At 62.5% G+C, this 25,146-nt stretch carries 27 protein-coding genes; 10 read left to right on the top strand and 17 right to left on the bottom strand.

Annotated features, from left to right (window positions below; translation table 11 throughout):
- Window positions 1-6: 6 nt before the first annotated feature.
- The 6 genes from NKI19_RS25305 to NKI19_RS25280 are packed head-to-tail and all read right to left on the bottom strand — an operon-like array spanning window position 7 to window position 7,344.
- Entirely contained in the window at window positions 7-2,661 is a 2,655-nt protein-coding gene (locus NKI19_RS25305; protein WP_352565424.1) for a GAF domain-containing protein, read from the bottom strand.
- Entirely contained in the window at window positions 2,627-3,211 is a 585-nt protein-coding gene (locus NKI19_RS25300; protein WP_352490615.1) for an SCO family protein, read from the bottom strand. The genes NKI19_RS25305 and NKI19_RS25300 overlap by 35 nt, the downstream gene beginning before the upstream one ends.
- Window positions 3,208-4,218, bottom strand: a complete 1,011-nt coding sequence (locus NKI19_RS25295) for an ABC transporter substrate-binding protein (protein WP_352565426.1) — start codon at window positions 4,216-4,218, stop codon at window positions 3,208-3,210. The genes NKI19_RS25300 and NKI19_RS25295 overlap by 4 nt, the downstream gene beginning before the upstream one ends.
- 18 nt (window positions 4,219-4,236) lie before the next feature.
- Window positions 4,237-5,244: an ABC transporter substrate-binding protein gene (locus NKI19_RS25290; RefSeq protein ID WP_352490617.1), complete on the bottom strand. Its 1,008-nt coding sequence runs from the start codon at window positions 5,242-5,244 to the stop codon at window positions 4,237-4,239.
- 46 nt (window positions 5,245-5,290) lie between these two features.
- The gene (locus tag NKI19_RS25285; RefSeq protein ID WP_352490618.1) at window positions 5,291-6,301 is read right to left on the bottom strand and encodes an ABC transporter substrate-binding protein; all 1,011 of its coding nucleotides are present in this window, start codon (window positions 6,299-6,301) and stop codon (window positions 5,291-5,293) included.
- A gap of 29 nt (window positions 6,302-6,330) precedes the next feature.
- On the bottom strand, window positions 6,331-7,344 hold the full coding sequence (locus NKI19_RS25280) for an ABC transporter substrate-binding protein (RefSeq protein WP_352490619.1): 1,014 nt from the start codon (window positions 7,342-7,344) through the stop codon (window positions 6,331-6,333).
- A gap of 401 nt (window positions 7,345-7,745) precedes the next feature.
- Between NKI19_RS25280 and NKI19_RS25275 the strand changes: the two genes are divergently transcribed.
- Window positions 7,746-8,000 carry a hypothetical protein gene (locus tag NKI19_RS25275; protein WP_352490620.1) on the top strand — a complete coding sequence of 85 codons (255 nt, stop codon included), beginning with the start codon at window positions 7,746-7,748 and terminating at the stop codon, window positions 7,998-8,000.
- Window positions 8,001-8,263: 263 nt separating this feature from the next.
- Here NKI19_RS25275 and NKI19_RS25270 read toward each other — a convergent pair whose 3' ends face one another.
- The 5 genes from NKI19_RS25270 to NKI19_RS25250 form a co-directional block, all read right to left on the bottom strand.
- A complete protein-coding gene (locus NKI19_RS25270) occupies window positions 8,264-8,809 on the bottom strand; it encodes a hypothetical protein (protein ID WP_352490621.1) in 546 nt (181 codons plus the stop codon).
- Window positions 8,810-8,986: 177 nt separating this feature from the next.
- Entirely contained in the window at window positions 8,987-9,244 is a 258-nt protein-coding gene (locus NKI19_RS25265; protein WP_352490622.1) for a DUF982 domain-containing protein, read from the bottom strand.
- The gene (locus tag NKI19_RS25260; RefSeq protein WP_352490623.1) at window positions 9,241-9,417 is read right to left on the bottom strand and encodes a hypothetical protein; all 177 of its coding nucleotides are present in this window, start codon (window positions 9,415-9,417) and stop codon (window positions 9,241-9,243) included. The genes NKI19_RS25265 and NKI19_RS25260 overlap by 4 nt, the downstream gene beginning before the upstream one ends.
- A 187-nt stretch (window positions 9,418-9,604) precedes the next feature.
- Window positions 9,605-10,054, bottom strand: a complete 450-nt coding sequence (locus NKI19_RS25255; RefSeq protein ID WP_352490624.1) for a hypothetical protein — start codon at window positions 10,052-10,054, stop codon at window positions 9,605-9,607.
- A 359-nt stretch (window positions 10,055-10,413) separates the two neighbouring features.
- A complete protein-coding gene (locus NKI19_RS25250) occupies window positions 10,414-10,977 on the bottom strand; it encodes a TetR/AcrR family transcriptional regulator (protein ID WP_352490625.1) in 564 nt (187 codons plus the stop codon).
- Between the two features lie 110 nt (window positions 10,978-11,087).
- Here NKI19_RS25250 and NKI19_RS25245 point away from each other — a divergent pair, with 110 nt between their 5' ends.
- Both NKI19_RS25245 and NKI19_RS25240 read left to right on the top strand, forming a co-directional pair.
- Complete coding sequence (locus NKI19_RS25245) at window positions 11,088-11,876, top strand: SDR family NAD(P)-dependent oxidoreductase (RefSeq protein ID WP_352490626.1); 789 nt, start codon at window positions 11,088-11,090, stop codon at window positions 11,874-11,876.
- 59 nt (window positions 11,877-11,935) lie between these two features.
- Window positions 11,936-13,030, top strand: a complete 1,095-nt coding sequence (locus NKI19_RS25240) for an alkene reductase (protein WP_352565427.1) — start codon at window positions 11,936-11,938, stop codon at window positions 13,028-13,030.
- A 423-nt stretch (window positions 13,031-13,453) separates the two neighbouring features.
- On the opposite strand, the gene NKI19_RS25235 is transcribed toward NKI19_RS25240, so the two are convergent.
- Together NKI19_RS25235 and NKI19_RS25230 are read right to left on the bottom strand one after the other, a co-directional pair.
- The gene (locus NKI19_RS25235) at window positions 13,454-13,927 is read right to left on the bottom strand and encodes an SRPBCC family protein (protein WP_352490627.1); all 474 of its coding nucleotides are present in this window, start codon (window positions 13,925-13,927) and stop codon (window positions 13,454-13,456) included.
- Between the two features lie 35 nt (window positions 13,928-13,962).
- Window positions 13,963-14,826: an SDR family oxidoreductase gene (locus NKI19_RS25230; RefSeq protein WP_352490628.1), complete on the bottom strand. Its 864-nt coding sequence runs from the start codon at window positions 14,824-14,826 to the stop codon at window positions 13,963-13,965.
- A 103-nt stretch (window positions 14,827-14,929) separates the two neighbouring features.
- Here NKI19_RS25230 and NKI19_RS25225 point away from each other — a divergent pair, with 103 nt between their 5' ends.
- From NKI19_RS25225 to NKI19_RS25210, 4 genes are all read left to right on the top strand, one after another.
- Entirely contained in the window at window positions 14,930-15,820 is an 891-nt protein-coding gene (locus NKI19_RS25225) for a LysR family transcriptional regulator (RefSeq protein ID WP_352490629.1), read from the top strand.
- Window positions 15,821-16,052: 232 nt separating this feature from the next.
- Window positions 16,053-16,538, top strand: coding sequence for a (2Fe-2S)-binding protein (locus NKI19_RS25220; RefSeq protein ID WP_352490630.1), 486 nt, complete (start codon window positions 16,053-16,055; stop codon window positions 16,536-16,538).
- On the top strand, window positions 16,535-17,524 hold the full coding sequence (locus NKI19_RS25215; protein WP_352490631.1) for an FAD binding domain-containing protein: 990 nt from the start codon (window positions 16,535-16,537) through the stop codon (window positions 17,522-17,524). Before NKI19_RS25220 ends, NKI19_RS25215 begins: the two co-directional genes overlap by 4 nt.
- Entirely contained in the window at window positions 17,521-19,743 is a 2,223-nt protein-coding gene (locus NKI19_RS25210) for a xanthine dehydrogenase family protein molybdopterin-binding subunit (RefSeq protein WP_352490632.1), read from the top strand. The genes NKI19_RS25215 and NKI19_RS25210 overlap by 4 nt, the downstream gene beginning before the upstream one ends.
- Here NKI19_RS25210 and NKI19_RS25205 read toward each other — a convergent pair.
- On the bottom strand, window positions 19,721-20,920 hold the full coding sequence (locus tag NKI19_RS25205) for an amidohydrolase (protein ID WP_352490633.1): 1,200 nt from the start codon (window positions 20,918-20,920) through the stop codon (window positions 19,721-19,723). The two genes, NKI19_RS25210 and NKI19_RS25205, sit on opposite strands and share 23 nt — an antisense overlap.
- Window positions 20,921-21,005: 85 nt before the next feature.
- Here NKI19_RS25205 and NKI19_RS25200 point away from each other — a divergent pair, with 85 nt between their 5' ends.
- From NKI19_RS25200 to NKI19_RS25190, 3 genes are all read left to right on the top strand, one after another.
- Complete coding sequence (locus NKI19_RS25200) at window positions 21,006-21,836, top strand: AraC family transcriptional regulator (RefSeq protein ID WP_352490634.1); 831 nt, start codon at window positions 21,006-21,008, stop codon at window positions 21,834-21,836.
- A gap of 71 nt (window positions 21,837-21,907) precedes the next feature.
- The gene (locus NKI19_RS25195) at window positions 21,908-22,339 is read left to right on the top strand and encodes a cupin domain-containing protein (RefSeq protein WP_352490635.1); all 432 of its coding nucleotides are present in this window, start codon (window positions 21,908-21,910) and stop codon (window positions 22,337-22,339) included.
- A 50-nt stretch (window positions 22,340-22,389) separates the two neighbouring features.
- Window positions 22,390-22,992 carry a DUF922 domain-containing protein gene (locus NKI19_RS25190; protein ID WP_352490636.1) on the top strand — a complete coding sequence of 201 codons (603 nt, stop codon included), beginning with the start codon at window positions 22,390-22,392 and terminating at the stop codon, window positions 22,990-22,992.
- A 31-nt stretch (window positions 22,993-23,023) separates the two neighbouring features.
- On the opposite strand, the gene NKI19_RS25185 is transcribed toward NKI19_RS25190, so the two are convergent.
- Genes NKI19_RS25185 through NKI19_RS25175 form a run of 3 tightly spaced genes read right to left on the bottom strand, consistent with a single transcriptional unit; the run spans window position 23,024 to window position 25,124 of the window.
- The gene (locus tag NKI19_RS25185; protein ID WP_352565429.1) at window positions 23,024-23,581 is read right to left on the bottom strand and encodes a nuclear transport factor 2 family protein; all 558 of its coding nucleotides are present in this window, start codon (window positions 23,579-23,581) and stop codon (window positions 23,024-23,026) included.
- A complete protein-coding gene (locus NKI19_RS25180) occupies window positions 23,578-24,561 on the bottom strand; it encodes an alpha/beta hydrolase (protein WP_352565431.1) in 984 nt (327 codons plus the stop codon). Before NKI19_RS25180 ends, NKI19_RS25185 begins: the two co-directional genes overlap by 4 nt.
- A 59-nt stretch (window positions 24,562-24,620) precedes the next feature.
- Window positions 24,621-25,124, bottom strand: coding sequence for a nuclear transport factor 2 family protein (locus tag NKI19_RS25175; RefSeq protein WP_352565433.1), 504 nt, complete (start codon window positions 25,122-25,124; stop codon window positions 24,621-24,623).
- Window positions 25,125-25,146 lie beyond the last annotated feature (22 nt).

Raw genomic sequence — 25,146 nt, 5'->3', positions numbered from 1 at the left:
GTTTGCTCATGCGGCCCTCACGTCCTCATTCACCCGGATTGGTACCTTCAGACGGAATGTCGACCCTGACCCGATCACGGACTCGACGTCTATGGTTCCGCCATGCATTTCGACGATGCGCTTCGAGATCGCCAGGCCAAGACCTGTGCCACCCTTCTGCCTGGTGCTGCTGTTGTCGACCTGCTGGAATTCTTCGAAGATGAGAGCGTGGTCCTTGGACGCGATGCCGGGACCGGTGTCTCGGACGGTCATCTCGAAGTACCCGTCGACCGCGTCGGCAAGAATGTCGACCGCACCCGTTTCGGTGAACTTGACGGCATTGCCTGCAAGATTGAGCAGGACCTGCGTCAAACGGCGTTCGTCCCCGCGGCCGATTGGAAGGTTCTCGGCAACAGTCGTTGAAAGCTCAAGACCCTTCGCTCGTGCCAGCGGCTCGACAGCCGTCACGGTCGATCGAACAATCTGCCCGACGGAGTAGTCCTCGATCGCCAGCGTGAGCTGGCCGGCCTCGATCTTGGAAAGGTCGAGTACGTCGTTGATGAGCCCGAGGAGGTGACGGCCGTTTGCCTGCACGCGCGCGACGGTCGCCTTTGCCTTGTCCGGGAGTTCGCCGTAGATGCCGTCGACCAGCAGTTCTGTGAAGCCCAAGACCGAATTGAGCGGTGTCCTGAGCTCGTGGCTCATATTCGCGAGGAACTGGGACTTGTGGCGGCTGGCTATCTCCAGCTCCCGGCCTTTCTCCTCGATCTCGCGGAACAGCTTGGCATTCTGGATCGCGAGCACCGATTGGGCTGCGAAGGTCTCCAGCAGGTGGACAACTTGCTCATCGAAGGCACCTGGCTTGTGGCGCCTGACGACCAGTGCACCGACGATCTTGTTGGGCCTCAGCAGCGGAACGATCAGGATACCGCGATATCCGGCGTCGACGATCGTCTTTCTTACAAGGAAGGATGAGGTCTCCTCGCTGAGGTCGGGAAACTGCACCGGCATGCAGCGCCCGGGCGCGTCGCCGATCCCCATGTCGGCCAGCCCGATCGTCTGGTGCGAGACTGCGGCGATAAGCTCATCGCTCATACCGAAGTTTGCGCGCGGACGGAATTGCTGCCGCGTGCTGCTGAACACGTAGATGGTGCCAGCATCCGTTTCCGACAACTGGACCGCCTTGGCAACGATCGTCTTCAGCACCGTGTCGAGATCCAGCGTCGAATTGACCGCCTTGCTCACCTCACCAAGAGCCTCGAGCTCACCAACAGACGCGGCAAGCTCGCGAGTCCGTGACTGCACCTCCTCGAAGAGCCGCGCGTTCTCGATGGCGATCACGGCCTGGTCGGCGAATGTCTCGACGAGGGCGATTTCCTTGGGATTGAAAGGTTGCGGCTCAACCCTCGTCATGACGAATACGCCAACGAGATCACCTTCCCGCAACAGCGGGGCAGCGAGGACGGTGCGGAAGCCGCCCGCCTCGGCGATCAAGGCAACGCGGTAGTCCGGATCAGCCGTCACGTCTTCGATTTGGACGATCCGCCGTTCTTCGATTACGCGCGCTACGGCGGAGCCTCGGCCTGCGGCAAGGGCCGGAGTTGGATTGGCGTCGACATAAGCACGAAAACTGGGCGGGTAGCCATGCGTCGACAGATAGCGGAATACGCCATCCAGCAACTGCACGATACCACCCTTGTCGGCACGGCAGAGCCTGACAGCTGATTCCACCAAAGTATCGAGCACGACCTGCAGATCGAAGGTAGAGCGGCTGATGACCTTCAGAACGTCTGCGGTGGCTGTCTGCTGCTGAAGGGCTTCGTCGAGCTGCTGGGTGCGCGTCTCAATCTCCTGATACAGGCGCCCGAGCTGGTCGGAGGTCTGGTTGACGTTAGCGGCGAGTACGCCAAGTTCGTCGCGATTGGCAACGGCAACCTGTTGGGCGAAGTCGCCGGCCGCTATCTGGCTGAGACGCGTCTCGATCTTCTTGACCGGTTCGATCAACGACCAGGAGATGATGTAGCCGAGCCCCAACGCCAGCAGGATACTGCCCACCGCAAACGAGACCACCATCAGCCTGGACGTGCCGTACGCACCCTCGGTCGTTTCGATGGCCGCCACCATGTCGGCTTCGGCCATGTTGACCAGCTGGTTTGTCAGCCGCTCGAGGCTATCAGCCGACGGTATGATTTCATCAAGCTGAACCTTGCGCGCCTCCTCAGTGCGGTCGGCGCGGACGAGCTCTGCCACGTGCGTCACCCCGGCCGTCAGCCGATCGTACTCTTGCCTGACCTGGCCAAGCACTTCCACCTCGGCTTTGGCGACAAACTCCATGCGGTCGAGGTCGTACCCGAACTGATTGAGCTGGCGCAGCGCCGCATCCAGCATCCGGTCGTCCTGAAGCAACAGGGCGGTGGAGATGCCGTAGAGCTGGGTGGTCGTATCGTGCTGGACCTGGCGGTAGGCCGCGATCCTGCGCTGCAGCTTGATCAGCTCGTTGGTTTGATCGTTCACCCCACTCAGCACCTGCAACCCGACGGCCCCGAGCACGATCAGCAGGCCGACGATCGACAGGAACGCGATCAAGAGCTTGGTCTGGACGCGCACCGGCAGCCCGGCAACCCAGCCAACGAGCCGGTTCGTTATGCTATTTGGATTCGTCCAAGAGGCTGAGAAGGTCATCCCGGAACTCCTCCAGGTCGAACCGGACACCAAGATACTGTACGCGCAAGACGCCACCGGGGTCCACGAGCGACGTCAATAAGGTATGGTCGACATCTCCGTTCGCCGCCTTCTTCGCGATGACCCCGTATTTCCGTCCCACCTCATGGACGACGGCCGGATCACCGGTAAGAAACGACCAGCCCTTCAGGTCGGCGCCAAAACTCTGCGCATATTCCTTCAAGACATCGGGCGTATCGCGCTCTGGGTCGACCGTGATCGAAACGAAGGCGATTTTGGGTCCGAATGCACTACCCAACTTTTCCTGCACGCTGGCCATATGGGCAGTCAGCATCGGGCAGACGTCGGTACAGTACGTATAGATGAATGAGACGGCGACCACCTTGCCGCGAAAGTCGTGCAGCGACACTCGCACACCGTCCTGCGATACCAAGGTAAAGTCCGGCGCCTGTCCGATCGTCGGCAGGCGCTCGTCGTGCGGCGCGTCGTGCGCATGTGCCGGCCCGGCCATCAGCGCCAGCAGCAAGATGCGCGCCGGCCACTCGCTCACGTTTTCATCTCGCGCTTGATCTCGTTGAGGAAACGCCAATCCGTGCCGTTGGCGATAATCTTGTTAGGACCGGCCTTGATGAAGCCGACTTCGTTCATCCGCAGTGCGTAGAAGCGCATTGTGTCTTCGGGGTCGAACTCCCGCCACACGTCGTAGCGCGCTTCGCGCAAGCCTTCCAACGCATAGTCGTATCGATCGGTGAACTTGCCATCGACCGATAGTTGCGCAGCCAGTCCCGGATCCGACGCGCAGATGTCGGCGGCCTTGAGAATGGCTCGCAGCACGCGTTTGGTCGCGGCCGGGTGTCTGTCGACAAAGTCCGCGCTGCCGGCAAGCATGCAGCAGTAGTGTTGCGACCATGGCCGGTCGGCGGTTGTATTGAGGATCGTGTGGCCGACGTTCCGGACACGCTGCTCCTGCGGCTCGGGTGGCACCGCCAGAAAGGCATCGACCTTTCCTTCGTTAAAGAGTTGCATCGAGCTGACGTCCGGGTTCGCGACCCACTCGAGATCGGTGGCGGGATCGAGACCGACATAGGCAGCCATGAGGGTCACCAGCACGTGCGGAGCTGACGTCAGCGCGAACACGCCCACCCGCTTTCCCTTGAGGTCGGAGATGCTGTTGATGCTTTCCTTGACGATCAGTTCGAGGCAGCCGGAGTGCAGGCCGGTGACGACCCTTATCGGCATGCCCGATTCGATCGCCATGATGTGCGCTGGCGGAAAGTCGGTGATGAAATCCAGTTCGCCGCTTGCGAGCATCGCGAACGGGTCGGAGTCGGCGGCCAAGTCTATGTAGCGTACATCGGTGAACCCTTCGGCATGCAATAGCTCCCCGGCGATATTCTTGGGTGCTTCGCAAAGGGCGCGGAACGTCCTTGGCAAACGCACTATCGTGGTCTCTGGTGCCGGCTCGGCATGAGCCGATGTTGGCACGCTGACGAGGCCCGCGCCGCCGACCGCCGATAGGCCCACCATGAAACGGCGTCGATTCTGAATGATCCGCATGTCACGCCTCCTCCAGGCTCAGATTTTCAACTCACGCTTGACCGCGTTGAAGAACTGCCAATCGGTGCCGTTCGCGATGATCTCGTTTGGGTTCGACTTGACAATCCCGGCTTCATGCAACCGCAACGAGAAGAACCTGATCGTGTCCTCGGGATCGAAGTCGCGCCAATTGGAGTATGGGAGCTCGCGGAGCGCCTGCACGGCGTAGTCGTAGTGTTCGGTGCGTCCGCCATCTACCAGCAGGCGTGCCACCCGTTCCGGTTCGGCCGCACAGATGTCGGCCGATTTGTTGATGGCGCGGATGACGCGCTTGGTGGCAGCCGGATTTTTCTCGGCATAGGCGGCGTTGACCGCCAGCATGCAGCAGTAATATTGCGACCACGGCCGGTCCTTGGAACTGTCGAGGATGACGTGGCCGACTTTGCGTGCGCGGAGATCTTGAGCCTCAGGCGGAAAAGCGAGGAAGGCGTCGACCTTGCCCTCGGCGAAAAGCTCCACCGGCTTTGCCTCACCGACGATCCATTCAATGTCGCGTTGCGGATCGAGGCCGACATAGGTCGCCATGGCACTGACGAAGATATGCGGATCCGATGACAGATTGCCGCCGACGCCGACTTTACGGCCCTTGAGATCCGCGATGCTTTTGATGTCCTCGTGTCCAAACAATTCGTAGCAACCGACATGCACTCCGGAGATCACCTTGATCGGGGCGCCAGTGTCGACCGGAATGATTAGGGCCGTGGCAAAGTCGATGCCGAAGTCGATATCACCGCGCGCCAGCATCTCGGTCTGGGCGATACCGGCGTCGGCGGCCACGAAGCCAAAATCCGAGAACCCCTCTGCGCGGATCAGATCCTCGGCGACGTACTGCGGAGCAATGCAGATACCGGGCGCCGCCGCAAAGCGGGCGACCGTGGTTTCAGGTGCCGCTTCAGCGGCGGCCGCGTTGCGGCCCTTTGCAAGACCCGCGGCTCCGAGCGCAGACAGGCCTGTGAGGAAACGGCGGCGGCTCTGAATGACCTGCATAATGCTCTCCTTCCCTCGATAGGGCGCAGGGCGTGTTGGCGATTGCCTACGTCTTCAACTCCCGTTTCAGTTGATCGAGAAAACGCCAATCCGTTCCAGTGGCGATTATCTCTTGCGGACTCGACTTGACCATGCCCGTTTCGTGCATGCGCAGCGCGTAGAAGCGCATCGAGGCTTCGGCATCGAAATCCCGCCATCTGTCGTACCGGATGTCGCCAAGCGTTTGCAGCGCGAGTTGGTAGCTGGGGACGAAACCTCGATCGACCAGCTGCCCTGCAGTCCATGACGGATCTGAGACACAGAGGTCGGCGCCCTTGAGAATGGCCCTGAGCACGTGCATCGTCGCCACCGGATGTCTGTCGACATAATCCGCATTCGCGGAAATCATGCAGCAGAAATGCTGCGACCAGGGCGGGTCGGTGGTCGAGTTGAGGATCGTATGGCCTACTTTCCTGGAGCGAAGTTCCTGCGTGCGGGGCGGTTGGCCGAGCACTGCATCGTACTTTCCTTCGACGAAGCCTTCCGCAAAATTGTGCTCTTCGATGACCCATTCGATGTCGTTGACGGGATCGAGCCCAACATAGGCGGCCATCAGAGAAACCAGCACGTATTGCGGCGAATCAAGCGTAAAGACCCCAACCCGCTTTCCCCGCAGGTCCGAGATGCCTTTGACGCTGTCGTTGGCGATCAGTTCGAGGCACCCGGAGTGCAGTCCGCTTAGTACCCTGATCGGCACTCCTGCATCGATCGACGCCAGATGAATCGGCACGTAGTTCACACTGAAATCCGTCTCGCCGTTTGCGATCCACGCCGAATGATCAACCTTCTTATCACCTTGCACGTAGCGGACATCGGTGAAACCCTCGGCGCGCAGCATCTCTCCGGCGAGGTACAGGCCCGCCCAGCAATAGGCGCCGCCGATGTACCGCGGCAGGCGGACCGAGATGGTCTCCGGCAGCGGCTCAGCCCAGGCTTGTGTCGAGGTGCCGATAAGGCCCGCGGCGCCGGCTGACGCGGCGCCGGCTAGGAAACGGCGGCGGTTCGGGGCGATTTGCATGTCCACGTCTCCCCTTGAGACAAATGGGATCAGGTTTTCAGCTCACGCTTCAACTCGTCGAGGAAGCGCCAGTCCGTTCCGTCGGCGATGATCTGTTGCGGGCTCGATTTGATCATGCCCGTCTCTTGCATGCGCAGTGTGTAGAACCGCAGGGAGTCTTCAGGATCGAAGTCTCGCCAGCGGTCGTACCGGATATCCCTTAGCGTTTGCAGCGCGTAGTCATACGACGGGACGAAATCGCGATGGACCATCTGCCCGGCCACCCACTGCGGATCCGACGCGCAGAGGTCGGCAGCCTTAAGGATGGATCGCAAGACCCGTTTGGTCGCTACCGGGTGCCTGGTCACGTAGTCCGTCGTCGCGGAGATCATGCAGCAGAAATACTGTGACCATGGGCGGTCGACGGCATTGTTGAGGATCGTGTGGCCGATCTTCTTGGCGCGCAGCTCCTGCGGCTGGGGCGGCGTGCCGAGGAATGCATGGATCTTTCCTTGGACGAAGAGCTCCGTCGGGGTGGCACCGTCAGTCAGGACCCATTGGATATCGTTCACGGGATCAAGCCCGACATAAGCGGACATGAGAGTCAGCCACACGTGTCGCGAGTTATTGAAACCATCCACGCCCACCCTCTTGCCACGCAGATCCGCGACGCTGCGGATGCTCTCCTTGGCGATCAGTTCGAGGCATCCCGAGTGCAACCCGGTTAGCACCTTGATCGGCACGCCGGCATCGATCGACGCGATCTGATTCGGCGGAAAGTTCACAGAGAAATCGGTCTCACCGCGTGCGATCCATTCCGATTGGTCGACGCTTCTGTCGGCTTCTACGTAACGAACGTCGGTGAAGCCATCTGCGCGCATCAGTTCTCCGGCGATGTACGCGCCTGCCCAGCAGTAGGAACCACCAACCCACCGCGGCAGACGAACCGTGGTCGTTTCCAGCGGCGGTTCCGCGTGGAGTGACTCGGGAAGACCGACGATACCGGCAGCGCCAGTCATTGCAGCGCCGGCTAGGAATTGGCGGCGGGTTTGCATGATCTGCATCGGAACGCTCCTCTCTTCCGAACTGCAAAAAGCCAATTCTGGCCGGAACCGAGCACAAGAGATGTCGGCAGAGGCAGGTGGTCTCGTGAGCGCGACGAGTAGTTGTGGATTCTAGCGCGCCCAGTCCGATGCGGGAGTCTTGCGCTCTCAGTCGCCGGCTCATGTATTAGCAATCGACGATATGCGACGATACGCCCAATTCGCCTTGGTTGCGAGCGCAAAACTGACTCCGCCAAACGTCCTGCCAACGCCTCGCTGCCAGGAGACCGTTTGCGCGGTTGCGAATGCCACTTCGAGTTTACTGCGGCCGGGCCGAGTCATCGACGCAAAGGGTCAGCTTCAGAGCTTGGTCCCACCGGCTGAACGTCCGCTATGCCAAAAGCCGCCAAGTCGGCGATCACATGCTTGACGGTCGCAAAGCGTCTTCGGTAGATCGCTACTTGAACGTAGTTCGCGCGGTCATCAACCACGTCATAAGAGACTTTGACCTATCTGGCGTCACCTATCCCTTCATGAATTTGGAGGCCGCGTCGAAGGATAAGGCTGAGCCCGACAAGGACAAGCGCCGTCCTTTCACCTTGGACGAGGTCACCGCCATAACCGCCCGCATCTCGTGCCATGCCAAGGCAGACTTCAACACATTTGGACAATTCTGAATGGCACCGGCTGCCGCCTCGCTGAGGCGTCGGGCCTGCGGGTGACGGACGTACACCTTGACCACGCGATTCCGCACTTAGGTGACCCCAGGTCGTTGGGTCTTGAGAAAGGCCGGCCGGTGGCAGCAATGGCCAGTTTCCTGCAATGCTAGATCGGTAAGTTCATGTCGGAAGTTGACGCTCTGCTCCCCGGACCTGGTTGGCGAAGTAGAGCTGGTCGCCAGCGAACGCCAGTGCGCGATGGCGGCCAGCTGGTCTGAGCGTTATCTCTTCATGCACTGCCCGGAGCCGCCGGGATCGCAGACTTCTCCTACACCACAATCGAAATCGCGTGTGCAGGCCGGCGGCGACAAGGGCGGGGCGAGGACGATATAAGGCGTATGGACCTTGTCGCCAGGCGGCACGAAAGCCGGCGCTCGCTCGCCTGCGTCACCGAGCGTGCGGATATAGAGATAGAGCGACTTCTTGTCCTCATCGCTCATCGCCCGTACATTATACCCTGGCATCGGTGGATAAGTCCCAAGGCCTCGAAGATATGAAACGAAGCCGTCGGCTGTGAGGTCGGCGGCCGTTAGCCGCAGGTTTGCCGCATAGCTGGTTCCCCACGGTCCCTGAAAGCCGAGTGCATTTCCCTTGAGAGCCTTGGCCGGATCGATCTTGCCGCCACTTTCGCTATATCCTTCGGTGTGGCAATCGTGGCAGCCGCCGATGATGGAGATGTAGAGTCCTCGCTCGACCGAAGGTTCCCCTGCCGCCGGCGCGGCATTGAGAGCAAGCGCGGCAATGCACATTAACCAATATGCACGCATCGCATTCCCCTCCTTGGTGCCGAACGGCTTCTGCGAGGGACTTGTGTCCGGCTTTGTCGCGCTTTGTCATGTCGGCCGAGCTTCCCCGCCTGTCGCGCAACTCGGAGATCAGGGAATGGTTGCATTAGGGATCAGGAATGTTTGGGAACTGGGCTCGGGTAACTGGCACATTCGGCCCTAATCAGACGAGCGTAGCACCAACCCCTCTTCCTTGGCAGCCGCCAAGAAGGCCTTGCGGCACTCCTCAGGCTCCATCTCGTCGGCAATCACAGCGACGCATACGTGCACCGCGAGCTTCCGCTGCAGGCCATGGTTGGTCCACTTCAGGAGTTCCTCGGCGGCTGCTTCAGCGTTGCTAACCTTCCGCGTCGAACCGCTACCCTCGGTCCTGACAGGGAACCGGCGGGGAGAACCAATGGAGCGCCATGCAGTCACTCTTTGTCGGCCCGATCAAGTTCCTGCAGCAAATGCTTTTGCTCAGCCGGCAGCTCCCGTTCTACAGGCAGATTTAGCAGGTTGCGAAGGTAATTGCGGATTACCTCTGAAGTGATCCACCGCCGCACAACTTCGGCAATAACCTTCCGTTTGGCTGCGTCAATTTCGACCACGTTCGGGCCTACATGCTTAATAGGACCGAACTCCACCGCGAGCGGATTTGTTCCTTAGAAGGGCCGGGAATGAGAAGGGCCGGGAATGTTTGGTAGAAAAATCCGAGCCGGTGATCGGATAACTGGCTCGCGCGAAGCCCCCCGTACCCCCTCCGTTTCCCTTACGGCGCCGGTGGGCACAGCCTTGCTATATACCCTTGGCAGCGTCCTCGATCAGTTCGGCTATTAAGGTGCGGACCCGTAGGTCGGACCTATCCCCTATGTTTCCCACATCTTTGGTCACCATCCCCGGCGAAGATACGGACACCGCCCCGCTCACCTTAACGTTGACCGTAAAGGTTCTTCTAGGCGCCTTCTCCAATTCTCGCTTCCTGTAGATCTGGAAACGAATCGACGGGGTTAAAGCTTTGACCTGCCGGCGTGGCGCGGTGTCTATGTCGACAGCCACCTCGCCTGCCACGTCAGCCTTGGCCGCCTCCAGCGATGCAATCACGACGTCGTTTAGCCAAGCCTTTGCTTGCTCGCTGAAGTCCGCCATGGGGGCATCTCGCTTCCCCATCTCCGCGCCGCCGACGGGCTCCTCCTGCTGACGGCGAGCTTCCTTCCCGCGCTCAAGGGCTTCTTTAAACTTTGCCATCCCTGTTGCTCCGATTTGTCATCAGGCCACCCCCGTCAGATCGGCTATGGCGCCCGCCCTCCCATTCACTAGAACGCGCGTAGTCGGGGTACGTTGCGTTGGGGAGCCTTTGGGTTCGCCGCTATTCAGCGTTTACGCTAGACAAGGCTTCGGCTACCACCTTGTCCGGCACAACGCCAAAGCCGTGAAGCAGTACGTCATCCACACCCGCGTTTCGACCGACGAGCATGGCAAGCGCGGTCTCGGGTTAGAGGCAGAACCAGCCGCGGCGCGCTCGGACTGCAATGCTGGCCGGGGAACGAGCGACATCGTCGGGAACAAGCCCCGTTTCATAAATCAGCACAACAGGTCGGCCGGGGCTAACTAGCTGACACTTGGTTGATCCCGGCATCAACCCAGGAACGTGTCTGTTCCAGCACCTCATCGGAAAACGCTGGGTCGTCAATCGCCCGGGCGAGGATCACTGCCCCCACCATCGCCGCAAAGCTTCCGATCGCCGCGCGGCGCCTGTCTGCCGCATCCAGCTCTGGGAACGCCTTGCCAATACGGTCGATCTGCGATCGAAGACCTTCGGTCATGGCCGAGCGCGCTGCCGGGGTTTGATGGCGGATGGCCGCGGCAAGGCCCGCCGTCGGGCAACCACCGGCGCAATTGTCGCGATGCCGGGGTGAAAGATAGGCATCCACATAAGCGCGAAAATCGCCCCCTCCGCTTGAATCCGCCGCGAGGACATGGGCAAGGGTCTGCGCAATCAGGTCGTCTTTCGAGTTGAAGTGACCATAGAAACCACCATGGGTCAGCCCGGCGGCCTTCATCACCTCCGCCACGCTGACCGCATCGAACCCCTTGTCGCGAAATAGCCGGCTGGCGACCTCCAGAATCCGGCGACGGTTCTCCGCCATCTGCTCTCGGCTGACCTTCATTTCAAAATTCTCCGCCGGCTCCGTTGACATTTACATGATGGTCATCATATTTATCTGCAATCATGATGACCGTCATGAATATAAGTTCCTGCAGAGAAAAGAGCAATCCCATGACCGCCATTCCGTCAGTCCTCATCACCGGCGCCTCCACCGGCATCGGAGCTTCCTATGCCGATCGCTTTGCGCGCCGCGGCCACGACCTCGTGCTGGTTGCCCGCGACACGGCACGAATGGCGGCGCTGTCGGCGCGGCTGCGTCAGGAGACCGGCGTGGCGATCGACATCGTCCAGGCTGATCTCACGCAGCCAACCGATCTTGCAACGGTGGAGACGAGGCTGCGCGACGACGCCCGCATCGGGATCCTCGTCAACAATGCCGGAACGGCCATCGGCGGAAGCTTCATCGAGCAGAGCACGGATGACGTTACACGGCTCGTAGCGCTCAACACGACTGCACTTCTGCGACTTGCCAGTGCCATCGCCCCGCGCCTTGCGGCGGCGGGCGAAGGCGCGATCGTCAACATCGGCTCCGTGGTTGGCCTGGCGCCGGAGTTCGGCATGACGGTCTACGGCGCAACCAAGGCCTTCGTGCTGTTTCTGTCGCAGGGACTCAGCCTCGAGCTCGCGCCGAAGGGTGTCTACGTCCAGGCCGTGCTTCCCGCCACGACGCGAACGGAGATCTGGGAACACGTCGGCGCCGACGTCAACACGCTTTCCAACGTGATGGAGGTTGACGATCTGGTTGACGCGGCGCTGGTCGGATTCGACCGCCGCGAACCGGTGACCATCCCGCCGCTTCCCGATGCCGGGCAGTGGGACGCACTTCAGGCCGCGCGCCAGGCCATGCTTCCAAACTATCGGAACGAACATCCCGCCGAGCGGTACCGCACGGTCGCCTGAGCACCAACGAAGCCATTTCGATAACGACCCGCCGCAGCGGGGACAAACAAAGGTGACCTATGACGAGCAAAACGCTGTTTGAGCCCTATACTCTCGGCTCGCTAACCCTCTCCAATCGTATTGTGATGGCGCCCCTGACGCGCAATCGCGCTGGCCCGGGCTTCGTTCCAGGCGATCTCGCCGCGGAGTATTACGGCCAGCGCGCGTCGGCCGGCTTGCTGATTTCCGAGGCCACGCAGATCTCGCGGCAGGGACAAGGTTACCAGGACACGCCAGGCATCTACTCCCAGGCTCAGATCGACGGCTGGCGCAAGGTCACGACCGCCGTGCATGCCAAGGGCGGGCGGATCTTCCTGCAGCTCTGGCATGTCGGCCGCGTCTCGCACGTCGACCTACAGGAGAACGGGGCGGCGCCGGTTGCGCCGTCGGCGATCCGGGCCCAGACCAAGACATTCGTCAACAATGGCTTCGTCGACGTCTCGGAGCCCCGCGCGCTGGAGTTCGAAGAGGTCTCTGGGATCGTGAACGACTTCCGGCAAGCGGCAGCTAACGCCATTGAGGCCGGTTTCGATGGCGTCGAGATTCACGGTGCCAACGGCTATCTGCTGGACCAGTTCGCCAAAGACGGCGCCAATGTCCGCACTGATGCTTATGGCGGCTCGGTCGAGAACCGCGCCCGTCTGATGCTGGAGGTTGCGACTGCGGTGGTCGAGGAAATCGGCGCCGCGCGCACCGGAATCCGGATCTCGCCCGTATCGCCCGCCAATGGCGTTTCGAGCAGTGATGCTCAGGCACAGTTCGACTATATCGTCGATCAAATCGATGCCTTGGGCATCGTCTACATTCATGTCGTCGAGGGCGCCACGGCCGGGCCGCGCGATGTCGTACCGTTCGACTTCGGATCGCTCCGCCGGCGCTTCAACAACACCTATATCGCCAACAACGGCTATGACCTCGACCTCGCGACGTCGCGGCTGGCTGAGAACAAGGCCGACCTGTTCGCCTTCGGCCGCCCCTTCATCGCCAATCCCGACCTTGTGGAGAGGCTTGAGACCCGCGCACCGCTGGCGGCCGTCGACCCGGCTACGATCTATGGCGGGGGCGCCGCGGGCTATACGGATTATCCCGCCATCGCAGCCGCAAGCGGCCACTGATCCCTTCGGCGCCGCACTTTGGTGCGGCCCCCGACCCTTATGTGCTGTCTGCGATAGTGGCTCTCCAACTGGAGGCGGGCGTTGGCAAGTACGGCATCTGCTGCAAAGTACCCCCGATGAACTTCCATGATCGGCACCTATTGAGGTTGCGGGTGAACGGAGAGGATCACAGGCTTTCCGATCTCGATCCCCGCGTCACGCTGCTCGACCTGTGACGCGAGCGGCTTGATCTGATCAGAACGAAAAAGGGCTGCAATTTCGGCACGTGCAGCGCCTGCACCGTTCATCTCGACGGCATGATACTTGCCGTGTCCGCCGAGGGAATTGCGATGTTGTCGGTTTCGGAATTTTGCATAGTAGGGACGTCAGAAGGCGGGCCGCCTCCTGAGAGCCAGCCCCAGGGTTGATGTTCATAGGTGATGGTCAGAGCTGGCCGTCCGCGAGCAACTCGCGGCTGCGCTTCAGCGTGGACAGAAGAGCGGCCTTGTAGCCCATGGCGCTGTCGAACTGCGCCTGCTCGGCCTGCTCCTCCGGTCCGTTCGGCTCCTTGCCGCGCAGGCCGAGGTAGCAGTAGAACTTGAGCTGAAGTTCGCCCGCTTCGTCCTCGAACAGCTCGTTGATGATCGCGCCTTCGCGCGGACCGGTCGCCTGGAAGAAGGTGACCTTGCTTTCCGGCTCGAGCATGATGATCTCGCGCAGATCAGCACCGGCGATCGTAGCTTCGCGCACGAAGTGGGTCGCGCTCTCCTCAACGACGTCGCAACGGGTGCAGAGGCCTGGGGGCAGGAACAGGCGGGCGTCGCGCGCCTTGAGTTCGAGGCCCTGCCATATCTGCGCACGGGTCAGCCTGGTCTCGCCTCCGGGATTCACCGGAACGGTAGCGGTCGAGTAGATCATGATGTGTCTCCTGGACAGAAGGTCGGTGATGGGGCTCAGCCGGCAATTCCTGCCGAATAGTCGCGATAGGAGCGCAGCGGCCGGCCCAGCAGCGCGGTCAGCCGATCGACATCGCCGGCATCGGGGACCATACCGTCCGTGAGGAAGCGCTCCGCCATCAGGCGCATGTCGAGCGCCATCCAGCTCGGCATGAACTGCCGCAGGTTCTGCTCGAAGCCGGCGGTGTCGTCGCCCGGATACACGATCTGGCGTCCGAGGACGTCCGTCCAGATAGCCGCGACATCCGCGCCGGTCAGCGTGTCGGGGCCGACCAGGTTGATGCGGTCGAACGGCAGCGGCGCGGCGGCCTGCTCGCGGCGGATGAGTTCGATCGCGGCGATCTCGCCGATGTCCCGCGCGTCGATCATGGCGACGCCCTTGGCTCCGATCGGCATCGGATAAATGCCGTAGCCGGTCACCACGTCCTTGATCGTGATGTCGTTGTTCATGAAGTAGGCGGGCCGCAGGATGGTGGCGTTGAGCCCCATCTGCTCGATCATCCGCTCGACGCCGAACTTGCCCGCAAAATGCGGCACGTTGACGTAGAGGTCGCTGTGGATCACCGACAGGTAAACGATCCGCTCGATGCCGGCCTCGCGGGCAGCGGCCAGCGCCACCAACGCCTGGGTGAATTCGTCGGCCACCACCGCGTTCAGCAGGAAAAGGGTGGAGACGCCCGAGAAGGCCGTGCGCAGGGAATCGACGTCGAGCAGGTCGCCCTGCGCGACATCTACGCCAGCGGCGAAATTGGCCTTCGAGGGATCGCGAACCAAAGCGCGCACATTGGCGCCACGCTTCACAAGCTGTTCGACTACGTTGCGGCCGACATTGCCGGTCGCGCCGGTAACGAGAATGGTCATGGGTTACTCCTGAGTTGAGCCGGATGGCGTCCCAGAAAATTAGTGATCCACATTTGTGCCGGTAGGCGTTATATCTGGACACGCCGTCCCACAGGTGGAACACATGGATCTACTTGCCCTTGCTGATTTCAATCTGGTCGCCCGCCATGGGGGCTTCGGTAAGGCCGCGCGCGCTGCCGGGCGCCCGAAGGCCACCTTGTCCCGACGCGTGGCGGAGCTGGAGGCGAGCCTGGATCTACGGCTGTTCGAGCGTGGCGCGCGCGCCTTGAAGCTGACGGAAGAAGGACGTGCGCTTTTCGAGCGCGCCGGCCGGTTGCTTTCCGAGCTCGAAGAAACGGCGGCGGCGATCGCCTCGGGCGGCGAAAGGCCGCGAGGCAGGTTGCGGATCAGTGCCCCAGTGCTGTTCTCACAGACCGCGATGGGGAAGATCGCTGCCGGCTTCGCCCTGAAATACCCGGAGGTAAGGCTCGAGGTCACGACCGAAGACCGCGCCGTCGACATGATCGAAGAGGGATTTGATCTGGTGATCCGGGTCAATCCGGATCCGGATGAGAGCCTCGTCGGGCGAGCCTTTCTGCGTGATCGACTGGTGGTCGTGGCAAGTCCTCACCTCGCCCGGCCGGTGGAGGGTCTGGCGACCCCGGCCGTCATGCGTTCGACAGCCGATCGAAAGGCTTGGGCGGTGAAGACTCCCGCTGGCCGCTCAACAATCGCGATCGAGCCGGTCCTTGTGCTGTCGTCACTCATCATGGTCCGGGATGCGGTGCGAGCGGGCGTCGGCGCGGCACGCCTGCCGGTGTCGCTGGTGAGCCATGATCTGGCGGACGGAACGCTGGTACATTGGGGCGATCTCGATCGACCCGACATCGCCCTGTGGACACTCTATCCCTCTCGGCGGCTGCTGAGCGCCCGCGTCTCCGCATTCATCGACCATCTTAAGGAGGCCTTTCCGATGGGAACGCCTGACGAGCTGGCCGCCTATATCGGCAAATGACGCCCAGGAAGCTGGTTAACCCAGGTGAGGCCTTACTCCAGGGTTGGGGGATCGAGCGGTCATTGGTCGTGCAAGCCTTTCCACCGCTAATCTTAAACGCGCGTTTTTTGCTTTCTGCGCACAACAGCGCCTTTTCCCTAAAATCGATCGCCCTATTTCGCCTCGACAGGTGGGCGGCTGCTTGCTGGACGAGTCCCTGCGGCGAGTACGGCATGTGCTTCGAGGTAACCCCATGGACTTCCACGATCGGCACCTATTGCGGTTGCGGGTGAACGGAGAGGACCACAGCCTTTCCGATCTCGATCCCCGCGTCACGCTGCTCGACCTGTTGCGCGAGCGGCTTCATCTGACCGGAACGAAAAAGGGATGCAATTTCGGCGAGTGCGGCGCCTGCACAGTGCATCTCGACGGACGGCGTGTGAATGCCTGCATGATACTTGCCGTGTCCGCCGAGGGACGCGAGGTCACCACGATCGAAGGCCTGGCAGACGGCGATGCACTTCATCCCGTGCAGCAGGCGTTCATCGATCATGATGGTTTCCAGTGCGGATTCTGCACGCCCGGCCAGGTGATGTCAGCGGCGGCGCTGATCGAGGAGGGACATGCCGGCTCCGATGCCGAGATCCGCGAATGGATGAGCGGCAATCTGTGCCGCTGCTCGGCCTATCCGCAGATCGTCGAGGCGGTGCGCGCAGCGGCCGGGAGGGCGAACCAATGACCCCATTCGTCTATGCGCGCGCCGACAGTCTGGGCGACACGATCGCGGCAGGTGCCGCGCCGGACAGCGCCTTTCTCGCCGGCGGCACCGAATTGCTCAATTGGCTGCGCCTTGGAATTGCCGGGCCGACGCGGATCATCGATATCTCCCGCCTCGATGGACTGGACCGGATCGAGGCACTGCCCGGCGGCGGCTTGACGATCGGCGCGCTGACGCATCTCAACGATGTCGCGCAGCATGCGCTGGTCATGCGCGACTATCCGGTGTTGAGCCAGGCGATCCTCAACGCGGCGTCGCCGCAACTGAGAAACCTCGCAACGATAGGCGGCAATCTGCTGCAGAAGACGCGCTGTGCCTATTTCCGTGCCGAAGAGCAGTTGCCGTGCAACAAGCGTCGGCTCGGCTCCGGTTGCTCGGCATTGCATGGCATCAACGACAATCACGCGATATTCGGCTGGACCGAGGATTGCGTCGCCACCCAGCCATCGGACCCGGCGGTGGCGCTGGCAGCACTTGATGCGGTCATCGTCACCGCGCACCGCAGCGGCGGCCGGCGCATTCCGGCAGCCGAATTCCACCTGCTTCCCGACACGCGGCCCGAGGCGGATAATGTATTGCAGCAAGGCGAACTGATCACGGCAATCGAGCTGCCGGCACCGGCGCCGCGATCGGCCTACCTCAAGGTGCGCGAGCGCGAATCCTACGAATACGCCATCGTCTCTGCCGCCGCTGTGCTGGAGATGGACGGCCAAACCATCCGTCGGGCGGCCCTGGCGCTGGGGTCCGTCGCGCTGCGGCCGTGGCGGCTGAGCGCCGCCGAGGAGCAGCTCGCCGGTGCCGAACTCGGCGATCGCGAGGCGTTGAGCACCGCCATCGAGCAATCCTTCGCCGAAGCGCGTCCCTTGTCGCAGAACGCCTACAAGATCGAACTGGCCAAGACCGCCGCTTTGCGGGCGATCGAAAAAGCAGCGAGGATGCCGTCATGATGATCAGCCAGCCTGTTGCCCGCCCTGACGGCGGCGTCAAGGTGACCGGCCGCGCCCGCTACGCGGCCGACTATTTTGCCCCCGATCTGCTCCATGCAGTGCTGGTGACCGCGCCCGTTCCCGCCGGCCGCGTGACATCGATCATTGTCGACGATGCGCTCGCCGAGGAAGGCGTCGTGCGTGTGCTCACGCATGAGGACATGCCCAAATTCGGCCGGTTCGCATCGCCGAGGGCCGAGCCCGATACGCAGATGCAGCAGGCCGAAGGCCCGCCGGCGGCGCAGAGCTTCATGCCCATGCAGGGCAACGAGATCCGTCACGAGGGCCAGCCGCTTGCCATTGTGCTGGGCGAGACGCTGGAGGCGGCGGAAGCCGGCGCCCGCCGCGTCGCCTTGCGCTACGAGTTCGCCGAGCCGGAATTGCCGGCACCGCCGAAGTGGACCGCCATCGACAAGGCTGCGGTCGAGCCGAGGGAGAGCGGCTTCCGGTTCCTGGAGCCGACGTTTACGAAGGGCGACGTCGACCGCGGGCTTAGCAACGCGGCCGCCACGGTCGAAGCCGTCTACCTGCAGCCGTCGCGCCACCACAACGCCATGGAGCCCTCGGCGACGCTCGCTGAGTGGAACGACGGAGAGCTGACGCTGCACGATGCCACGCAGCACGTCTATGGTGTCCGCCAGGTGCTTGCCGCTCGCATGAATGTCCCGGCCGAGAAGGTCCGCGTGATTGCCCGCCATACCGGCGGCGGCTTCGGCGGCAAGGGGTGGATCTGGCCGCATCAGGTGCTGGCCGCCGCCGCGGCGCGCATCATGCAGCGCCCGGTCCGGCTGGCGCTCAGCCGCGCCAACGCCTATTCCTGTCTCGGCTACCAGCCGCGCATGGCACAGAAGATCGTGCTGGCGGCGGACAGGTCGGGCAAGCTGACCGCCGTGCAACAGGACGTGGTCAACCTGACCACCGTGAGCGACGATTTCGTCGAGTTCGCCACCGAAGCCTCGAAGGGTCTCTACGCCACGCCGGCCATGCGTCTCAGCCAGCGCGTCGAGCGCGCAAACGTCGCCATGCCGACGGCGCTGCGCGCGCCGGTGGAGGGTCCCGGCACCTGGGCCCTCGAAAGCGCGATGGACGAGCTCGCCCACCGCCTCGGCATCGATCCGCTCGACCTGCGTCTGATCAACCATGCGGACACGGATCCGGCCACCGGCCAGCCCTGGTCATCGAAGAAGCTGCGCGAGGCCTATGAGGAAGGCGCCCGCCTGTTCGGCTGGCGCGAGCGCCCGCGCAAGCCACAACGCGACGGCGATTGGCTGATCGGCTACGGCATGGCGACCTGTAGCATGGGCTGTTTCCGCCACACGACGCCTGCGGCCGAGGTCAGGCTGCACAGGGACGGCACGGTGCTCATCCGCACCGGCACCCAGGACATAGGGACCGGAACACTCACCATCTTTCCGCAGATCGCCGCCGACGTGCTGGGCCTGCCGATGGAGAAGATCGAGTTGGAAATGGGCGATACACAGCTGCCGGAGGCGGGACCGACCTATGGCTCATCGTCGACCATGGGAGTGGGCTCGGCGGTGCTCGCTGCTGCCGAAGATGCGCGTTCGCAGCTTGCCCGTCTTGCCAATCTGCTGCCCGACGAGGTCGAGATGCAGGACGGCCATATTCGCCGCAAAGGCGCTGCCGGCGGCCAGACCATCGCCGACGTGATGAGTCATACCGACATCGGCGAGATCATCGGCTCCGGCTCGTTCGATCCGGCACAGCATGGCAAAGGCCTCGCCATGCGCACTTTCGGCGCGATTTTCGTGGAGGTCGGCGTCGATCCGGGGCTCGGCCTGCTCAGGCTTAGTCGCGCCGTCGGCAGCTACAGCGTCGGCCGCATCGTCAATCCCCGCACCGCACGCAGCCAGATGACGGGCGGCATCATCTGGGGCTGGGGCATGGCGGCTATGGAGCAGAGCAGGCACGAACCGGTGCTTGGGCGGTTCCTGTCGAAGAACCTTTCCGGGGTCGCCATTCCGGTCAATGCCGATATTCCCGGCAATATCATAATCCACTTCGTCGACGAGGTGGACGAGCATGCCAGCCCGATCGGCGGCAAAGGCATCGGCGAGCTCGGCGCCACCGGCGTTGCCGCTGCGGTTGCCAACGCCGTCTTCGACGCCACAGGCAAGCGGATCCGGGAGTTGCCGATCACGCCGGAAAAACTGCTGTAGAAGAACCGGCCCGCGGAAGCGTCTGCTCGACGAGGTTGACGTAATAGCGCATCACCGTCGGCACGATCTCGTCGTTGAAGACGTAGCGGTCGCCGTGCAGGCCTTCGCCCGGGCCGACCTCGCCGGCACCGATCCACGCATAGCAGCCGCCGGCGTCGCGGATCATGAAAGCGAAATCCTCGCAGCCGAGACTGGGGCTGAACTCGGTCAGGACATTCTCCCGGCCGACGACGGAGGCCGCCGCCTCGACGGCGCGGGCCGTCGCGTCCGCCGTGTTCATCAGTGGCGGGTAGCCCTTCCGGTAGTCGAGGCTTGCGTTGAGCGAATGCGCGGCGGCAATGCCTTGTGCGATCTCCCCGATCAGCCCCTCGCAGTGGTCGGAAAGCCGGGGCTCGAAGAAGCGGCAGGTGCCTTGCAGCCAGACCTTGCCCGGCACGATGTTGCCGACATTGCCGCCATGGATCTGCGTGAGGCTGACGACAAGCGCGCTTTGCGGGTCGACCGAGCGGCTGACGATGCGCTGGACGGCTTGCACGAAGGCGCCGGCGGCCAGGATCGGATCGTCGCCGAGCTGCGGCATGGCGGCATGCGCGCCAAGACCCTCGAAGGTCAGTTCGAAATTATCCACCGCCGCCATTTGCGGCCCGACGCGGGCGGCGATCGTCCCCAGCCTGACGCCCGGCCAGTTGTGGACCGCATAGACCGCTTCGACCGGAAAGCGCTTGAACAGGCCGTCCCCGATCATGCGCATGCTGCCGCCCTCGTTCTCCTCGGCCGGCTGGAAGATGAAGGTGACGGTGCCGTCGAAGGTGCGCGACTCGCTGAGCAGTTTGGCAGCGCCGAGCAGCATCGCGGCGTGGCCGTCATGGCCGCAGGCATGCATTACTCCTTCTTGCCTCGAAGCATAGGGCAGGCCGGTTTTCTCCAGCACCGGAAGCGCATCCAGCTCGGCGCGAAGGCCGATGGCGCGCGCGCCGCCACCGCGGCGCAGGACACCGACGACGCCGGTGCCGCCGATCCCTTCATGCACCTCGTCGAGGCCGAAGGAGCGCAGTTTCTCTGCAACGAAACGCGCCGTTTCGTATTCATTGAATCCGAGCTCCGGATTGGCATGGATATGGTGCCGCCAGCCTATGACCTCTGGTGTCAGCGCGGCGATGGGGTCATTATGCAGCATGATGCCTCCTTTCACGCCGACAAAAAGCGGCGTGGTTTGCCAGCCATAGAAGGCCGGACGAGAAGCGTCTTGAACCGGATTGACCATGGCAAAGACAAACGAAGCGGCAGAGACCGGGAAATACTGGCGCCATCCATGCTTCCCCGACCTTGGCCTGTTCGAGGCGCGCTTCACCCAGCACCGCTACGACCTGCACACGCACCCGACCTATGTGATCGCCCTGATCACCTCCGGCTGCGAGCGGATTCGCATCGGCCGCCAAAGCGTTCTCGCTCCGGCCGGCACCATTGCCGTCGTCAATCCCGAGGAGTGGCATGACGGCGAACGCGGAGCGGACGAAGGCTGGGCCTACCGGACGTTTTATCCCTCGGTGCCGATGATGACCGCGCTTGCCCGCGAACTCGGCCGCGACGGCGCACCGGTATTTTCGCGCGCGACGATCGAAGACAGCAGTCTCGCCGCAGCATTGAAGGCAGCGCACCAGGGCTCGACATCCCCGGATACAATGACGGCCGAGACGTCCCTGCTCGTGGCACTGCGACGGCTGATCGTTCGGCATGGCGATTGGAACGGGCGCCCCGAGGAGCTCGAAAGCTCCAGATCACAGCGAAGATTTTCGCTCTACCGCGATCTTGTCGAAAGCGAGCTTGGCTCGCAGCTCGACCTCAAGCGGCTTGCCGGCGTGGCTGGCGTGACCCGGTTCCAGGTCATCCGCGACTTCAACAAGGCAATCGGCCTGACGCCGGCGGCTTATATCCGCGACCGGCGATTGCGCCGGGCGAGCGCACTGATCGAACGGGGATTTGGCTTCGCCGACGCCGCTATCGCGGCAGGTTTCGCCGACCAGAGCCATCTTTCCCGTACGTTCCGGGCCATGCATGGCATGACGCCGGGCATGTTCAGAAGAGCGGGATAAGGCGCTCCCCAACAGACAAGCTTGCGCGTCAAAGCTTGCTGCGCAATGCTGACGCAGCTCCGGGGGGAATCATGCGAAAAATCTTGGCACCGACGCTGCTGCTCGCGGCTGCACTGTTTGCAAACAACGCTCAGGCGCTCGATGCCGGTGGGACGCCGGTTGTCGTGACCCCGCTTGCCTCTCGCACCGAGACCGCGTCCGGCCAGCCGATTACGCTGCCCCAGAAGAACGTACAGGTCCTGGTCTCGGCCTATCAGATCGCGCCGGGCGCAACCTTGCCGGTCCACAAGCATCCGTTTCCGCGCTATGCCTATGTCGAGGCCGGCACGCTTCGGGTCACCAATGTCGAGACCGGCAAGAGCAACACCTATCAAACAGGTGATTTCATCATCGAGATGATCGGACAATGGCATCAGGCGACCAATGTCGGCGCCGATCCGGTCAAGCTGCTGGTCATCGACCAGGTCGAAGAAGGCACTAAGAACACCGTGTTGCGCCAGTAGCTTTCATCCGCCAACTGGCGGCGCGCCCTCGGGATTCTGGACACAAAGCGATGCCGAAAAAGCTCTTGATATTTCTCGTTTTTTTTGGACTGCTAGGCAATTCCTGGGTCGCCGAGGCCGGGGTCAAGGTCATTCGTAAGGAAGTCCCTTACAATATATCGGGAAGCACCGGTGCAGAATTACTAAAACAAATGAATTTACATGGTCCGTGGAGAAATTTGGTCACCACAAACACATTTCAAACGACCTCCAAGGTGGTCTCTAAAATAAGTTACGGCGTGTCTGGATCGGCCTGCTACACGGTGCGGTCTGACTACAATGTTTACATTACTATGATTTACCCACGACTCGTCGGCCAAGTTTCTCCGGCCTTGAAAAAACGATGGAATACCTTTCTTTCCGGCATGATGAAGCGCATCGAAAATCACAACCGTCTCTTCAAGGAGATGGATACTGCTCTCAATACAGAAACAGCGAAAGGGTTATCATTCACGGATGATCCGAAGTGCTTCCGTCTGAAGGATTTTATGAAGCAGCGACAACGTTTGATCACGCGCGAATACGAAGCTTCGCAAGAACGATACAACAAAGACCAAATGCGCCCGAACGGACCTGTGGCCCAAGCTGCCGCCGCGTTGATTAAGGAACCTTGAGAGCCGCAATTGATCCAGGGAACCTGGCTGCTCACTCCGCAATTCCCGCCTTTACCCGGTCGGCAGCGGCGGCCAGCACGGCGCGGTCTCCTTCCTCGTACAAGCGGCGGATGGAGATAGCATCGACGCGCCAGCCTTCCGGCGTCCGCACCAGCCGGTGGAGATAGCTGCCGCCGACCGTCCAGAACCGCCCGCCGATCCAGTGGGTTGCGCGGACATGACTGCGCGCAACCGCGTCGTTGTCCCGACCTTCAACAATGATGTTGGTGATGAGGTGCTGGGTGGCGTCGAAGCCTGGCAGCAGTCCTTGCCATTGGGCGATCAGCGCGTCACGGCCGCTGGTCGCGACCTCGCCGCCGAAGAGGCTGGTATAGTCGGTCGTGACGCGAACCGCGAAATAGGATTTGACCCGGTTCCATTCACGCAGATCGGCATAGAGGCCGATCCCGGCCACTGCCTCGGCGATCGCGATCCTGTCTTCGACCGTCAGCGCATCTCCCGATGCGCTCGACGTGGGCGCCGAGACGGCGGAAACCGTCGCAGCGGACACCGCCGCAACCAGGACATGCCGGGGGGTGACGAAGCTCATTGTCCCGCCTCCCCCGCACTGCCCAGCGTCGCGCGGAAGTGCGCGGCGACGGCGTCGCTTGCGGCCTTCACCGGCGCGGCACGATCGTAGAAATCGAACTGGGTGACCTTGTCGAGCCACAACTCCTGTTTGGAACTGGTCAGCCGCGCGTAAAACTTGTGCGCACCCTGCGGAATGGCTGCCGCCTCGCTATGCACCATCAGAAAGGGCTGGTGCAGGCGCGGGGCGGCCTGGATGGCGTCGAACCTGAGCCAGCCGCGCCAGAAAGCCGGATCGGCCTCGTTGCGCCAAGCCAGGATCATGCCGCGCTCGGGTTCGGTGTAGTAAGGCACCTTGAACATGACCGCGCGCTCATCGGTCAGGCTCGCGGCCGGCAGGAACGCCTGTCTGCCGGTGCGGCGATACGCGGCCTCGGCCGCATCGCTCGCGGCCTCAAGCCTGGCGACGCCGTCCTTGCCGCCATAGGTCTGCTCGACCACTTCGGCATCCTGCAACCAGGGCGCAACGAGGGCGACCGATTTGATCGCGGCGTTTTCGGCCGCGGCGATGACCATGTAGCCGGAGCTGGCGCAAATGCCGAGCCCGCCGATGCGGTCCTGATCGGCTTCGGGCCGGCTCGCGAGATAGGCGACGGCTGCTTCGATGTCGGCGGTCTTGGCGTTCGGGTCCTCGTACTGGCGACGTATGCCGCCGCTTTCGCCCCACCCACGAAAGTCGAAGGTCAAGGCGACGAAGCCACGATCGGCCATCTCGCGGGCGTAGCGGGCCGGCATCTGTTCCTTCACCGTCATCCAGGCGCCCGTGACAACCAGCGCGGGTCGAGGTTTCGCCGCGTCTGTATCTTCTGGTAGATAGAGCTCGCCGACGAGTTGCTCACCGTTCGAGGCGAATGTGACGCGCTCGACGCGCGGCGCGGCGACGGCATTGGTGGCGGCGAGCGCGGCGGTGGTTGCTACGGCAAAGGTCAGGGTTTTAAGCATCGCAAGTCTCCTTTGGCTTGGAGTGAGAGGCGCGGCGCGTTGCGAGAAAGACCGCCGTCTCAGCGCTCGCCAGCCAGTCGGCCGGGCAGTGGCTTCAGCGGGTAATGCGCCCAGTAGAAGGCGTCCGACTGGTACATGTCGGTCAAAAAATTCTGTGCCTCGGCGATCTTGCCGTCCTTGATGCGGAACATCAGCGCGTAGAACTGGTCAATCTCGGGACCTGAGCCGACATTCGACCAGCCGCGATGGACATCGACGACGAGGTCGCCTTGCGCCTGGAAGAAGATCGGCTCGGCCTTGAATTTGCCCTCGGCCAGGCCGCGGAAAAAGGCGACCACCTGGTCCGGCCCGCGCTTGTCGCCGGCGAGCGGATGATGGCCGGGAATGCGCCACACGATGTCGGGCGCGAGGAAGGACCGCACGGCCTCGGGATTGCCGGTCGCGTAGGCTGCGTAATAGTCCTTGATGAGCTGGATATTGCTGTCCTCCAGCGGCCCGGCGTCCGCCGGGGCGGCAGACACCGCCAGAAGAGCGCCGGTGGCGAGTAAAGCGAGCCTGGTCATCGGTCCTGTCTCCTTGCCCCGT

This window comes from Mesorhizobium sp. M0751 (genome assembly GCF_040320265.1).
Classification (GTDB): domain Bacteria; phylum Pseudomonadota; class Alphaproteobacteria; order Rhizobiales; family Rhizobiaceae; genus Mesorhizobium.
The sequence above is the reverse complement of the archived record's forward strand: the minus strand, read 5'-3'. Positions and strand labels throughout refer to the sequence as shown.

Coding starts and splice junctions, on each gene's coding strand:
- NKI19_RS25205 (WP_352490633.1), bottom strand. CDS start 20,920: ATGCTGCATAATGACCCCATCGCCGCGCTGACACCAGAGGTCATAGGC.
- NKI19_RS25225 (WP_352490629.1), top strand. CDS start 14,930: ATGGATCTACTTGCCCTTGCTGATTTCAATCTGGTCGCCCGCCATGGG.
- NKI19_RS25270 (WP_352490621.1), bottom strand. CDS start 8,809: ATGCGTGCATATTGGTTAATGTGCATTGCCGCGCTTGCTCTCAATGCC.
- NKI19_RS25190 (WP_352490636.1), top strand. CDS start 22,390: ATGCCGAAAAAGCTCTTGATATTTCTCGTTTTTTTTGGACTGCTAGGC.
- NKI19_RS25240 (WP_352565427.1), top strand. CDS start 11,936: ATGACGAGCAAAACGCTGTTTGAGCCCTATACTCTCGGCTCGCTAACC.
- NKI19_RS25220 (WP_352490630.1), top strand. CDS start 16,053: ATGGACTTCCACGATCGGCACCTATTGCGGTTGCGGGTGAACGGAGAG.
- NKI19_RS25250 (WP_352490625.1), bottom strand. CDS start 10,977: ATGAAGGTCAGCCGAGAGCAGATGGCGGAGAACCGTCGCCGGATTCTG.
- NKI19_RS25175 (WP_352565433.1), bottom strand. CDS start 25,124: ATGACCAGGCTCGCTTTACTCGCCACCGGCGCTCTTCTGGCGGTGTCT.
- NKI19_RS25245 (WP_352490626.1), top strand. CDS start 11,088: ATGACCGCCATTCCGTCAGTCCTCATCACCGGCGCCTCCACCGGCATC.
- NKI19_RS25255 (WP_352490624.1), bottom strand. CDS start 10,054: ATGGCAAAGTTTAAAGAAGCCCTTGAGCGCGGGAAGGAAGCTCGCCGT.
- NKI19_RS25285 (WP_352490618.1), bottom strand. CDS start 6,301: ATGCAAATCGCCCCGAACCGCCGCCGTTTCCTAGCCGGCGCCGCGTCA.
- NKI19_RS25210 (WP_352490632.1), top strand. CDS start 17,521: ATGATGATCAGCCAGCCTGTTGCCCGCCCTGACGGCGGCGTCAAGGTG.
- NKI19_RS25280 (WP_352490619.1), bottom strand. CDS start 7,344: ATGCAGATCATGCAAACCCGCCGCCAATTCCTAGCCGGCGCTGCAATG.
- NKI19_RS25305 (WP_352565424.1), bottom strand. CDS start 2,661: ATGACCTTCTCAGCCTCTTGGACGAATCCAAATAGCATAACGAACCGG.
- NKI19_RS25235 (WP_352490627.1), bottom strand. CDS start 13,927: ATGATCTACTCGACCGCTACCGTTCCGGTGAATCCCGGAGGCGAGACC.
- NKI19_RS25180 (WP_352565431.1), bottom strand. CDS start 24,561: ATGCTTAAAACCCTGACCTTTGCCGTAGCAACCACCGCCGCGCTCGCC.
- NKI19_RS25230 (WP_352490628.1), bottom strand. CDS start 14,826: ATGACCATTCTCGTTACCGGCGCGACCGGCAATGTCGGCCGCAACGTA.
- NKI19_RS25200 (WP_352490634.1), top strand. CDS start 21,006: ATGGCAAAGACAAACGAAGCGGCAGAGACCGGGAAATACTGGCGCCAT.
- NKI19_RS25185 (WP_352565429.1), bottom strand. CDS start 23,581: ATGAGCTTCGTCACCCCCCGGCATGTCCTGGTTGCGGCGGTGTCCGCT.
- NKI19_RS25195 (WP_352490635.1), top strand. CDS start 21,908: ATGCGAAAAATCTTGGCACCGACGCTGCTGCTCGCGGCTGCACTGTTT.
- NKI19_RS25290 (WP_352490617.1), bottom strand. CDS start 5,244: ATGCAGGTCATTCAGAGCCGCCGCCGTTTCCTCACAGGCCTGTCTGCG.
- NKI19_RS25275 (WP_352490620.1), top strand. CDS start 7,746: ATGCTTGACGGTCGCAAAGCGTCTTCGGTAGATCGCTACTTGAACGTA.
- NKI19_RS25215 (WP_352490631.1), top strand. CDS start 16,535: ATGACCCCATTCGTCTATGCGCGCGCCGACAGTCTGGGCGACACGATC.
- NKI19_RS25295 (WP_352565426.1), bottom strand. CDS start 4,218: ATGCGGATCATTCAGAATCGACGCCGTTTCATGGTGGGCCTATCGGCG.